The sequence below is a fragment of the Methylophaga sp. SB9B genome (genome assembly GCF_004832235.1).
Classification (GTDB): domain Bacteria; phylum Pseudomonadota; class Gammaproteobacteria; order Nitrosococcales; family Methylophagaceae; genus Methylophaga; species Methylophaga muralis.
Window position 1 is genome coordinate 96,577 of sequence record NZ_SSXS01000006.1, and the last position, 12,806, is coordinate 109,382.

10 protein-coding genes and 1 tRNA gene are annotated in these 12,806 nt (G+C 43.7%); 5 read left to right on the top strand and 6 right to left on the bottom strand.

What is annotated here, in order from left to right:
• On the top strand, positions 1-1,198 hold a 1,198-nt coding region (locus E8Q33_RS08145; protein WP_136554156.1), incomplete at its 5' end, for a sigma-54-dependent Fis family transcriptional regulator.
• A gap of 117 nt (positions 1,199-1,315) precedes the next feature.
• Here E8Q33_RS08145 and E8Q33_RS08150 read toward each other — a convergent pair.
• From E8Q33_RS08150 to yihA, 3 genes are all read right to left on the bottom strand, one after another.
• A tRNA-Arg gene (locus tag E8Q33_RS08150) sits at positions 1,316-1,392 on the bottom strand.
• Between the two features lie 120 nt (positions 1,393-1,512).
• Complete coding sequence (locus E8Q33_RS08155) at positions 1,513-4,020, bottom strand: glycogen/starch/alpha-glucan phosphorylase (RefSeq protein WP_069296062.1); 2,508 nt, start codon at positions 4,018-4,020, stop codon at positions 1,513-1,515.
• 208 nt (positions 4,021-4,228) lie between these two features.
• On the bottom strand, positions 4,229-4,843 hold the full coding sequence (yihA, locus tag E8Q33_RS08160; protein ID WP_069296063.1) for a ribosome biogenesis GTP-binding protein YihA/YsxC: 615 nt from the start codon (positions 4,841-4,843) through the stop codon (positions 4,229-4,231).
• 85 nt (positions 4,844-4,928) lie between these two features.
• On the opposite strand from yihA, the gene E8Q33_RS08165 reads away from it, so the two are divergent.
• The 4 genes from E8Q33_RS08165 to E8Q33_RS08180 all read left to right on the top strand — a co-directional run bounded on the left by E8Q33_RS08165 (position 4,929) and on the right by E8Q33_RS08180 (position 9,475).
• A complete protein-coding gene (locus tag E8Q33_RS08165) occupies positions 4,929-5,537 on the top strand; it encodes a cytochrome c (protein ID WP_069296064.1) in 609 nt (202 codons plus the stop codon).
• Positions 5,538-5,611: 74 nt separating this feature from the next.
• Complete coding sequence (locus E8Q33_RS08170) at positions 5,612-7,618, top strand: cytochrome c biogenesis protein ResB (RefSeq protein WP_136554057.1); 2,007 nt, start codon at positions 5,612-5,614, stop codon at positions 7,616-7,618.
• 43 nt (positions 7,619-7,661) lie between these two features.
• The gene (gene ccsB / locus E8Q33_RS08175) at positions 7,662-8,810 is read left to right on the top strand and encodes a c-type cytochrome biogenesis protein CcsB (RefSeq protein WP_136554059.1); all 1,149 of its coding nucleotides are present in this window, start codon (positions 7,662-7,664) and stop codon (positions 8,808-8,810) included.
• A 23-nt stretch (positions 8,811-8,833) separates the two neighbouring features.
• A complete protein-coding gene (locus E8Q33_RS08180; RefSeq protein ID WP_136554060.1) occupies positions 8,834-9,475 on the top strand; it encodes a thiol:disulfide interchange protein DsbA/DsbL in 642 nt (213 codons plus the stop codon).
• Positions 9,476-9,530: 55 nt separating this feature from the next.
• Here the strand turns inward: E8Q33_RS08180 and mltF are convergent, their stop codons facing one another.
• The 3 genes from mltF to waaA form a co-directional block, all read right to left on the bottom strand.
• On the bottom strand, positions 9,531-10,928 hold the full coding sequence (mltF, locus tag E8Q33_RS08185) for a membrane-bound lytic murein transglycosylase MltF (protein ID WP_247869978.1): 1,398 nt from the start codon (positions 10,926-10,928) through the stop codon (positions 9,531-9,533).
• A 103-nt stretch (positions 10,929-11,031) separates the two neighbouring features.
• Positions 11,032-11,460, bottom strand: coding sequence for a tRNA adenosine(34) deaminase TadA (gene tadA / locus E8Q33_RS08190; protein WP_247869979.1), 429 nt, complete (start codon positions 11,458-11,460; stop codon positions 11,032-11,034).
• A gap of 7 nt (positions 11,461-11,467) precedes the next feature.
• Positions 11,468-12,691, bottom strand: a complete 1,224-nt coding sequence (gene waaA / locus E8Q33_RS08195) for a lipid IV(A) 3-deoxy-D-manno-octulosonic acid transferase (RefSeq protein ID WP_245652105.1) — start codon at positions 12,689-12,691, stop codon at positions 11,468-11,470.
• Positions 12,692-12,806 lie beyond the last annotated feature (115 nt).

A 12,806-nucleotide genomic window follows, 5' to 3' on the forward strand; every position in this document is an offset into this window, starting at 1 on the left:
CACTGAAGCTGACTGTAAGTTATTCTCAACACATCCATTACAAAACACGGCAGATTGGATTTTATTAAGTGATGGCCTGCCGAATAAATGCTTGGACATGATGATGACTCAGGGAGTGGCTTATCATTTTCGACAGATGAAAGACTTTACACCCCTCGTCGAAATTGTCAGAGAGTTTGCTGAAGAATTTAAACATCTTAAAAAACAACGTAAAACTGCCACATTTACCTCTACCCTTGACCAATATGGCTCGCTTTTAGGCTCTTCTGCGGTTATGCATAAGCTATATCGATTAATACGTCGTGTCAGCCAGACAGATGCGAATGTGTTTTTGATTGGTGAGAGTGGCTGTGGGAAAGAAGTTGCAGCCAGAACAATTCATGAACAAAGTGAGCGGGCCAGTGAACCCATGGTTTCTGTGAATTGCGCTGCGTTGGCTGCAGATTTGGTTGAAAGCGAATTGTTTGGCCATGAAAAAGGTGCTTTTACAGGTGCCGTTAATCAACATATCGGTTTCTTTGAACAAGGCGGAAAGGGGACCTTGTTATTAGATGAAATTACCGAGATGCCTTTGGCATTGCAAAGTAAATTACTTCGCGTTTTGGAAAGCGGTGAATTCAGACGCGTGGGTAGTGATGTCGTACGTCAGTCTCAAGTAAGGGTTATTGCAGCAACCAATCGAGAACCCGAAGAAGCCATTGAATCTGGTTTCCTTCGTGAAGATCTATATTTTCGTCTGGCACATTTCCCCATCAAAATTCCGCCATTACGCCATCGTGATAATGATGCTATCGAGTTGGCAAGACATTTCCTTGCATATCGTAATAAAGCAACAAATACCGGAAAAGTTTTTGCAGACGAAGTGCTGGATGTTTTTGCACAATACAGTTGGCCGGGCAATGTCAGGGAGCTTAAACATTGTGTAGAGCGAGCGCATATTCTGGCGGAAGATATGATTACAGTGGCCGAACTACCTGATTTTTCTAATATTCAGGTTACAAGTGAAAGCAGTGTTGGACCAGGCACATCTATCAAAGAAGCCGAAAAGAGCTTGATTATCTCAACATTGAATGCATGCCAGCAAAATAAAACCCAAGCAGCAAAACAGCTAGGTATAACGGTTAAAACACTTTATAACAAACTTGAACTGTATGGGCAGGTTGAACCACCACTTCAAACAAGATCAGAATCAAGTTAAGTCATAACCAAAGCGGAAGTTCAGCTTCGCGAAAATTTTATCGAAGTGACTATGTGAATTACAACTAACCTTGAGTGGTTGGTTCATAGGTTTGGTGGAATTTTTAAACACTGAAAATGGTGCGCCTGACAGGAATTGAACCTGTGACCCTCGGTTTCGGAAACCGATACTCTATCCAACTGAGCTACAGGCGCATTGTGTTTGTGCTGACAGCGCGAATTATACGGACTTTACCAGTCTGAAACCACCGTAAAAAAACACCCCGGTCTATAACGTCATTTCGTTTATAGGCCGGGGGATTAGTATATCTGCGATTAACTATCTGGGTGTGGTGCTATTTTTTCAAGTTTCCAGATATCCTGGTTGTATTCATCCATGGTACGGTCAGTTGAAAACTTACCGCTTTGTGCCGCATTAATAATGCTCATTGAAGTCCAGCGTTCTTTATCTAAATAAGCCTGTCCCGCAAGATGTTGTGCATCAATATAGCTGCGGAAATCAGCAACTGTCATCCAAGGATCATGTGGGCTGGTGAAGGCATGAATAATATTGTCAAAACAACCTGGCTCGAACTGATTGAAATGGCCACCTTTCAATAGATCCACCACCCGTTTCAAATCAGCATCATTTTCTATGATAGCTTGAGGGTTATAGCTTCCACGTTTTTCGGCAACTTCTTCTTCTGATAAACCAAACAGGAAGAAGTTGTCATCGCCCACTTCTTCACGGATCTCGATGTTAGCTCCATCCAGCGTACCAATGGTAATGGCACCGTTCATCATAAATTTCATATTGCCGGTACCGGATGCCTCTTTACCTGCTGTGGAAATTTGTTCGGATAAATCTGCTGCAGGGCAGATAACTTCCATGACCGAGACTTGATAGTTAGGGAAAAAGACGACCTTAAGCCAATCGTTCGCATCAGGATCGTTATTCACAACTTCGGCTACATTATTAATGAGCTTGATAATTTGTTTTGCCATCAAGTAACCCGGAGCTGCCTTACCACCAAATAAGACACAGCGTTTAGGTAATCCTTCGGTATGACCACGTTTGATTTGATCATAGAGATGAATAACATGTAAAACATTTAGTAGCTGACGTTTGTATTCATGAATCCGTTTTACTTGAATATCAAACATAGCTTCAGGATTGAAAGTTACTCCACAGTCTTTTTCTACTAAAGCCGCCAAACGTTTTTTATTTTCAAATTTGGCTTCATGCCATGATTTTTGAAAATCTTTATCGTGAGCCAATGGCGCTAAATTTTGCAATTCACTGAGGCGGGTGATCCATTTGTCGCCGATAGTTTCAGTAATTAATTTGCTAAGCACAGGATTACACCAGGCCATCCAGCGACGTTGTGTAACACCATTAGTTTTGTTATTGAATTTTTCCGGCCACAATTGATAAAAATCTTCAAACAAACCTTTTTTCAGTAATTCTGAATGTAAGGCCGCAACGCCATTAACTGAAAAGCTGCCAACAATAGCCAAATGTGCCATACGAACTTGCTGCTGAGCACCTTCTTCAATAATCGACATACGTGCCAGACGCTCTTTATCGCCAGGCCAGTGATTGGCAACTTCTCGCAAGAAACGAGCGTTTATCTCGTAGATGATTTCCAATATACGCGGTAATAAACGACCAAACAGATTTGCCGGCCAACGTTCCAGTGCTTCAGGCAATAAAGTATGGTTGGTATAGGCCATAGTTGTAGAAGTAATTTTCCAAGCCTTGTCCCAACCCAATTGATGCTCATCCATCAGCAGACGCATTAATTCAGCAACAGCAACGGTCGGATGCGTGTCGTTTAGTTGAAATACATTCTTATCAGCAAAGTTTTCAAAATCTTCACCATGGGTGTTAACCCAGTAATCCAGAATATCCTGCAAGCTGGCTGACGCAAGAAAGTACTGTTGACGCAAACGTAATTCTTTGCCATTTTCACTGGCATCGTTTGGATAGAGCACCATACTGATATTTTCTGCTTCATTTTTAGCCGCTACGGCTTCGGTATAAGAGCCAGCATTAAAATCTTCCAGATTAAATTCATCGGTCGCAGCGGCTTTCCATAAACGTAAGCGATTCACGGTTCCATTCTGATAACCGGGAATTGGTAAGTCGTATGGCACTGCCAGAACATCATTGGTATCAACCCACTGGATTTCCATTTGTCCGCTGGTGTTGCGACGTAATTCGGTATGTCCGCCAAATTTGACTCGCTGAGTGAACTCAGGACGTTCAAGCTCCCAAGGATTACCATCACGTAACCAGTGATCGGGCATTTCCTGTTGGCGACCATTTTCTATTTTTTGCTGAAACATGCCATATTCATAACGCAGTCCATAACCAGTAACCGGTAGTTGTAAGGTGGCACAACTATCAATAAAGCATGCGGCCAGCCTGCCTAGACCGCCGTTACCTAAACCTGCATCATGTTCAAACTCTGCAAGTTCTTCATATTCAAGCCCAAGATTGACCAAGGCTTTTTTCAATGGCTCTTCAATACCCAAATTTAATGCGGCATTGCCAGTGGCACGACCCATTAAAAATTCCATTGAGAGATAGTAGGCTTGTTTGCATTTTGATTCTGCATAGGTATGTTTGGTGTTTTTCATTCTTTCAAACAATCTATCCCGCAGTGTGTGCGCCATAGCTGAGTACAAGTAATGGCCTGAAGCACAGCCCTTGTCCTGTCCCAGATAAATTCCAAAATAGCGTTTAAAATCTTCTGTTAAAGCGAGCGTGTTCATACCCAGTTTTGACGTCTGATAAAGTTCAGGCAAAGGGGTAGTAATCGCAGTATATCTTGGCGTCATAGCGGCAATCCTTGAATGGGCATCGTTATGGAAAAAAACAGGTTTAGGTGAGGGGCTTTGGCTGCGTTGCCATGAAACGGCTTTCAGCATAGAACTGAAGATGGTTTGGTAAGACCTCACCCATTGCAGTTAACGGTAGCAGAGAGTGGCGACATCTGCCATCACCTGAAGCATAAATTTTGTAATTTAATGGTGTTAGCAGATATTTCTATTGTTGTTCTGGCGTTGAAAGTTCAAACCATTCATCCAGAACCTGTATAGCTTCATCACGACCTTGATGATTTAAAGACGAAAATAATTGAACCGAAGCCACTAAACCTGCCTCTGATAATTCTTTGCGAACTTGTTGTAATGTATTGCCACCTGCTCCACGGCCCAGTTTATCTGATTTGGTCAGCAGAATATGGATCGGTAGTTCAGCTTGTTTTGCCCAGCCTAGCATTTGCAGGTCAAAGTTTTTTAACGGATGACGAATATCCATCATCAACATTAATCCGCGTAAAGATTGGCGCGTTTCCAGATATTTGCTTAAGGTTGCCTGCCATTTCAGCTTCATTTTTTCCGGGACTTTGGCATAACCGTAACCGGGAAGATCGACTAGCGCGCGCTCTTCATCCAGATGAAAAAAATTGATCATTTGTGTTCTTCCGGGTGTCTTACTAATGCGCGCTAAGGCTTTGATACCGGTGATAGTGTTGATAGCACTGGATTTCCCGGCATTAGACCTGCCCGCAAAAGCGACTTCGTATCCGGCGTCGGAGGGCAATTGAGACAATTGTGTCGCGCTGACAGTATAATGCGCGCTACGGTATAACTCTGACATGTCAGTCTTTCCAGGTGCAAAAAAGTGCCAATAAGAGTAGCATACCGGAAGTTTTGTATCCGAAAGTTAGTGTCTAGGAATTACAATGAAAAAAATTATTTCAGCGGTGGTGCTGGGTTTGGGAGTAACGAGTTCGCCACTTGGTTTAGCGGCAGGTGATGTCTCAGCCGGGAAGGCAAAATCAGCCGTATGTGCTGCCTGCCATGGCGCCGATGGTAACAGCCCATCAGATATGTATCCTAAACTGGCTGGACAACATGCCAGTTATCTCTACAAACAACTGGTCGAATTCAAAAGCGGTAAACGTGAAAATGCCATTATGGCGCCAATGGTTGCCGGTTTGTCTGAAGAAGATATGGCTGATTTAGCGGCATTTTATGCCAGCAAAGAAGCCACCCCAGGCGCGGTAAGTGAGGATTTGTTAGAACTTGGCAAACAGATTTATCGCGGTGGAAACAGTGAGTCTGGTGTACCAGCCTGCATGGCATGTCATGGACCAAACGGAAGCGGCATGCCTTCGGCGAAATGGCCGAAACTATCTGCTCAATATCGTGCCTATACAGAAGCGCAATTACATGCTTTTGCTAATGGGGAACGTCATAACGATCCTAACGGTATGATGCGTGATATTGCTTCTAAAATGACAGAGGAAGAGATCAAAGCGGTTGCCGCTTATGTATCCGGTCTGCATTAATTGCTGATGTTGCTCCGGTGCAATTATCTAAAATTGCACCGGAGTCAAAAATCAGCCCATTTTTGAGCAATTTCATGTCTGACGCCACAAAAAAAGGTCCATCCAGCCTGAGTTTTACTCGCCGTTTATTATTATTTATCGGCTCAATGGAATTGGCTATTACGCTCTTGCTGACATTGGCCATCGCCTCTGTTATCGGTACCGTTCTGCAGCAAAATCAACCTTATGCTGATTATGTCATCAAATTTGGACCTTACTGGTTTGATGTCTTCGATAAGCTCGGGCTCTATGATGTTTATAGTGCTTTGTGGTTTGTCGCCATCCTGGCGTTATTGGTTATTTCAACATCTGTCTGTGTTCTCCGTCATTTTCCCGCTATGACCAAAGAGATGTGGCAACTGCGCACTAATGTGCAGAAAAAATCACTAAAAGCCATGCATCACAATGCTCAATGGCAATCAAATAATAACCTGCAAACCGTTGCCAATAATCTGCAACAGGAATTCAAAAATCTCGGCTTTCGCAGTCGGCAAACTGTCAAACAAGAAGATGCGATCCTAATTTCCGCCATGCGTGGCGGGATGAATCGTCTCGGCTACTTATTCACCCACATTGCGATTGTAGTCATATGTGTCGGTGGTTTATTTGACAGCAATATGCCGCTTAAGCTTGCAGAATGGCGCGGCGATATCAAAATTGAAACCCGCGATCTATCCATTCGAGAGATTCCGGCTGAAAGTCGGCTGGGAGAAGGTAATCAAGGATTTAGAGGTTCAGTTAGTATTCCGGAAGGTAAGGCGTCAGAAGTAGTTTTTTTACCAGTGCGTGACGGTTATTTGTTACAAGCTTTGCCGTTTCGTATTGAAGTTAAAGATTTCCGAATTGAACATTATCCAAACGGTCAACCGAAATCATTTGAGTCTGATTTAGTGATTCACGATGATGAGTTGGATGCGCCTATGGAAGCAACTATCGCAGTAAATCATCCTTTGATTTATCGTGGGCATGCTATTTATCAAGCCAGTTTCAGTGATGGCGGTTCAATATTAAGTCTTGATGCCTGGCCATTAGATAGCCGAGCTGGTACCGAGCCCGTGTCTATCCAGACCAAAGTATTTGAAAATCGGCAAATGCTGTGGGGTGAGGAAAGCATGCAGCTGGAAATGATTGATTTCCGCCCATTCAATATCAACCCGGATCCCACTGAAGACGATTCGCGAAATGTTCGTGACTTTGGCCCGAACTTTACGTTCAAGTTGCGTACTCAGACGGGCGAAGCCAGGGAATATGAAAACTATATGTTTCCTGTAGAACGTGATGGTCGCGAGTACTTTTTAAGTGGTGTGCGGAATACTCCGTCCGAGTCTTTTGCTTATCTCTATTTACCTGTTGATGAAGATGGCAGCCTGAATCGTTTCCTGCAATATTCAGCTCTGCTTCGAGATCAGCAATTAGTATCGAGTATTGCTAATTCGATGATGATTGAGGCGCTGGCTATGTTGCCGGAGCGAGACGAATCGCTGGAAGAGAGTTTGCAACAAACTCTGGAAACCCTTATTAAAATGTTTGTGCGTGGTGGTTTTGATGAGGTCAGGGACTTTATTGACAACAATCTTCCGGATGCAGAACGTGACAATTTGGCGCCTGCTTATCTAGGAATGTTACGAGAAATGCTGGCGCGGATTTATTTCAGCATGGACGGAATTGATGCTGAAACAGTCAGCAATGAACAATTACTGTTTTTACAGGATACGGTCGATAGCATTGGCACCTTGTCGCGTTATGGCTCGCCGGTATTTTTACATTTGACCGATTTTGAACATATCCAATCAACAGGCCTGCAAATTGCTAAAGCGCCTGGCAAAAATGTGGTGTATTTCGGCTGCGCCTTGTTAGTAATTGGTATTTTTCTCTTGTTCTACCTGCCTCAAAGACGATTTTGGGCATGGCTTGAACAGGAGAACGGTCAAACCAACATTATTCTGGCGGGTTCAACCAATCGAAACGCACGAGAATTTGATACATTTTTCAACGAGCAAAGAACACAGCTGGCGGCTAAAACGGGGAACTCCAACCTTTAGCCAGGTTCATAAATGAAAGCGCGATAAAGAGTATGAGAAACCTATGACAACAAATACTGAAATAATGACAAAACCTGCTGCCCATACTTGGTGGTGGTACGGCCTTTTATTACTGGCAACGATAGGTATTTTGACGGTTTACCAAGAAGTGCTGGATGTTTATGAAGTTTCCATTCTAATTTTTACCGCTATCAGTATGGCAATGGTGGGTAATAAATGGCCCGGTTTTAGAGGACACTCAATTGCTGTTGCGATATTAAGTTTAATTGCTTTGCAACTGTATGGAAGCGATCTGGGTGCCGCTGAAACCAATGGCATTCTCAAATACATGCTGGCCAGTCAATCTGCAATTATGTGGATGAGTGTGTTTTTCATTGCCGCAACCTTCACCTATTTTGGCGGATTGATTTTCCGTTCCAGTTATACCGAAAAAGTTGGTAGTGCCTTTACCTGGATAGCAACAACATTTGGTATGACCGGTCTGATGGTACGTTGGCGTGAGACCCATATGATGGGGGCTGATATTGGTTATATTCCGGTCAGCAACCTGTATGAAGTCTTTATCCTGTTTGCCGTTGTAACTGCACTGATTTATTTATTTTACGAACGTCGCTATCAAGTCCGTAGTTTGGGTGGTTTTGTTTTATTGGTCATTTCCGCTGCCGTTATTTTCCAACTCTGGTATGCGTTTGAACGCAATGCGCATGAAATTCAGCCATTGGTTCCTGCACTGCAGAGTTATTGGATGAAAATTCATGTACCGGCAAACTTTATCGGTTACGGTGCATTTGCTATGGCTGCCATGATCGGTATCGCTTATTTGCTGGTCAGTTGGCGAGCTAACAAGAATCCTGACAGTGGCTTGGTTAAAGCTATGCCACCACTGACCATGATGGATGACTTAATGTATAAAAGCATTGCCTTGGGCTTTGCCTTTTTTACCGTGGCAACCATACTTGGCGCCTTGTGGGCAGCAGAAGCTTGGGGTGGCTACTGGTCATGGGATCCAAAAGAAACCTGGGCGTTGATTGTCTGGTTAAACTACGCTGCCTGGTTACATATGCGTATGACAAAAGGCTGGAATGGTGTACCGATGGCCTGGTGGGCAATTGTCGGGTTGTTTGTGACCTTATTTGCCTTTTTAGGTGTCAATATGTTTCTGTCCGGTCTTCATTCTTACGGCAGTTTGTAATTTTAAAATTTAAGGATATTTAAATGACAAGATCATTCCGCGCTCTGTTACTGACCACAGCAGCTTTGCTGGTGCCATTTTCTGTGTCAGCAGACTCAGCAAAATACAAAGAAGGTGAGCATTATGAGCCTACCTCTCAGCGTATGGCAAAAAACACTTCCGGTGAAAAGATTGAAGTCATGGAATTATTTTCTTATTCCTGTCCGCATTGCTTTACCTTAGATTCACAAATTATGCAGTGGAAAGAAACCTTGCCTGAGAATGTTAAATTTACTCAGGTACCGGCTATTTTTCGTGATAGCTGGTTGCAACTGGCAAGAGTTTTTTATGCGTCACAAGTGACAGGGGATTTTGAGAAACTGCATAAAGCCTTATTTAATGCCATTCATATTGATAAACGTCGTTTGGATACAGAAGAGCGTTTATTGGATTTTGTTGCTGAGCAAGGTATTGATCGTGACAAATTCCTGGAAACTATGAATTCATTTACCGTTAAAACCAATGTGAAAAAAGCTCTGGTGATCAGCCAAACGGCAGGTGTCAGCGGCGTACCTTCAATCATCGTTGATGGGCGATATCATACTGATGCCCCTAAAGCCGGCAGCATGACTGAAATGTTAAATGTCGTTGAGCATTTGATTGAGAAAATTGAAGCAGAAAAATAAAGCGCTTTAGAATTAAAAAAGCGGTTAGTTAATTAACCGGCTTTTTTTTTGCCTTTTATAAGGCTGCTGGCAGTGTCTGGTTGGGTTCTGCCGGCGGTGTGGTCGAGTTTCGGTTGACCTCATCATGGTGCAGCATAATATCGTAGTAACGCCTGATATTACCGACAAAACGTACAGGTTCTCCACCACGGGCATAACCATAACGAGTCTGACTAAACCACTGTTGTTTTGCCAGTAACGGCAAATTTTCACGAACATCGGCCCAGCGATCTGGATTACCGCCATTTTTTTCGGTAAGGATCCTGGCATCTTCCAGATGACCCAGACCAATATTATAGGCTGCCAAAGCCAGCCAGGTTCGATCCGGTTCGGCAATACGCTCAGGCAAACGGTTCTTTATAATGGTCAAATAGGCCGTACCAGCAAAGATACTTTGCTCAGGATCTTCCCGATCAGTAACCCCCATTTCATTGGCGGTTGCCTGAGTGAGCATCATTAAGCCCCGAACACCGGTACTGGAAACAGCTTCCGGATTCCAGTGTGATTCTTGATAGGCCATAGCCGCCAGTAATCGCCAATCATAACCATAGGCTAATGCGGCCGCTTTAAACATCGATTCGTATTGAGGCAGGTGCGTTTGGATTCGGCGATGAATGGCGCGGGAATCGACATAGTCAAAACGACGGATATGACCGAAATAGGTTTCAATCAATTGATCTAGATAGCCTGTGTTTTCAATTTCTTCAAAAAAAGCTGTTACCGCGAGTTGTAAACTCATATCCTCACTGCGGCGCATTCCCCAGGCAAGAGGTTGAGGATCCGAAACATCAAAAGCGACACGTAATTCGGGATATAGACCATGGCTGGCCGACATCTCATTAGAATCAACAATGGTGTAATCAATTAATTCAAGTTGAACCAGCTGTAATAGGCCACTTGAATCGATAGATTGATTTTCTGTCCATGAGAGTAGTGGAATTTCTTGTTGCAATAAGGCGAGCTGTTCAGCATGGCTGCTATTGGCAAGAATCTCTAACTGACCGCTGCTGATTTCAGTAATATCACGGGGTTTAGGGCTGCCGTGACGATAAATTAATTGTTGAGTCACTTCATGATAAATCGGCCCAAAACGTAACCGGTTTTGCCTTGCTCGGGTAATGGTTAATCCAGCCGCAGCGATATCTGCCTGACCATTCTCAATCATATCCAAAGTTTTACTGAGTGTATTGGGAACCGTTACTTTGAGTTCAACCCCCAGATAATCTGCAAAAGCTTGTGCCAGATCGAACTCAAATCCTGCAAGCTGACCAGAGTTAGTGTAATAACTGGTTAAACCATAACGGCTGACGACTCGCAGTTCGCCGCGTTCCAGAATCTGTTCAAGTTGATTACTGGAAGTGCTGCAAGCGTTTAATATGCAGAGCATGAGAATGAGAAAAAATAGCTTTTTCAAAACATCACTACTGTCAGTAGGGCACAAAATTATGCTACATAAGTATTGGTTTGCACACCTTAATTTCCCCAAATTCGGCGGTAAACATTAGTAAATGTGATGTTTATCGCTTAGATCGGAAAAAAGTTTTAAGTATTGCACTACTTTCGTCAGCTAACAGTCCGCCCTCACATTTAACGCGGTGATTCAGTTGTGGAGTATTGAAAACATCAAAACAACTACCGGCAGCGCCGGTTTTAGGCTCAGCTGCAGCAAATACCACTCGCTCAATTCGCGCATGCACAATGGCTCCAGCACACATGATGCAGGGTTCTAATGTGATATACATTGTGGCGTTAGGTAGTCGATAGTTCTGTTGCTGCAAACAGGCTGCACGCAAAGCAATAATTTCGGCATGTGCAGTCGGATCATGTTGGCTGATGGGTTGATTCCACCCAGATCCAATAATCTGATCATCTAAAACAATGATTGCGCCAACGGGGACTTCTCCTAACTGCTCAGCTTGTTGCGCCAGTAGTAAGGCCTGACGCATCCAGTCTTCATCGCTTAGCATGACTGATATAAATATCAATAAGGTTAAGCAGGCGCTGACTTGCCCCCTTACTTTGTTCAATTAATTGCCGACCTGCATCACCCATTTCGGCTCGACGTTGCGGCGCTGTTAATAAATCAATCACAGTATCGGCTAATTGCTCAGCATTTTTTACTTCAATAGCGGCATGATGCTCCACAAACTGTTTGGTGACTTCAAGAAAGTTAAAATAATGCGGCCCGATAATGACGGGTCTGGAAAGCGCTGCCGGTTCTAATAGGTTATGACCACCATGAGCAACCAAGCTGCCCCCGACAAAGGCTACATCAGCGGTTCCATAAAAGGTGGACAGCTCACCCATGGAATCGACAACTAAGGCCTGAACTTGGCTGTTACAAGGCTTACCTTCACTTCTACGCAGTGTGTTTAATCCTGAGCGTCGACATAAAGCTGCAACTCGGTCAAAACGTTCAGGATGGCGGGGTACGATAATCAATAATAAATCACGAAACTGCCCGCGAATTTTGCGAGCCGCATCTATAATCTGTTCTTCTTCACCTTCATGGGTGCTGGCAGCAATAAATACCGGCCGATTACCCCATAAAGCACGAATAGCTTCGGCTCGTTCAATAGCACTGGCGGGTAGGGTGATTTCATACTTCAGATTGCCAACAACATGTACTTTTTCTTTCGCGGCACCCAATTGTATAAATCGTTCACGATCGCTATGAGTTTGCGTAGCAATCAATGGCAAGCTTTGTAGCATTTGTCCTGCCAGCTTGCTTACTTTCTGATAACCACGTGCACTGCGTGCAGATAATCGTGCATTTGCGATGACCAAAGGTATGGACTGTTTTGCACATTCCATGATCAAGTTTGGCCAAAGCTCTGTTTCCATAATGACGCCAAACTGAGGGCGCATTGCTTTCAAGAATCGTTTCACAGCAAAAGGGAGGTCATATGGCAGGTAGACATGCATTACCTTATCAGCAAACAGCATTTTCACCCGTGCACTTCCGGTCGGTGTCATGGTGGTGATAAGAATTTTGTGTGCAGGATAACGTTGTTGTAAACCTTGAATCAAAGGTCTGCAGGCTTCAGCTTCGCCTACCGATACGGCGTGAACCCAGATGAGTTTTTGTGTAGATGTACGCGATTTAATAAATCCGAAACGCTCATTCCAGCGTTTAAAGTAATCCGGTGCTTTAAATCCTCGCCAGATTAATCGCATTAGAATAAGTGGCGTAGCAAGATAGAATAAAATTGAGTAAAAAACTTTCAAATTGGTCTCACTGCAGGGAGTTTTTTAAGCTTAAATTGAGTTGGGATGATAGCATAGACGCTGT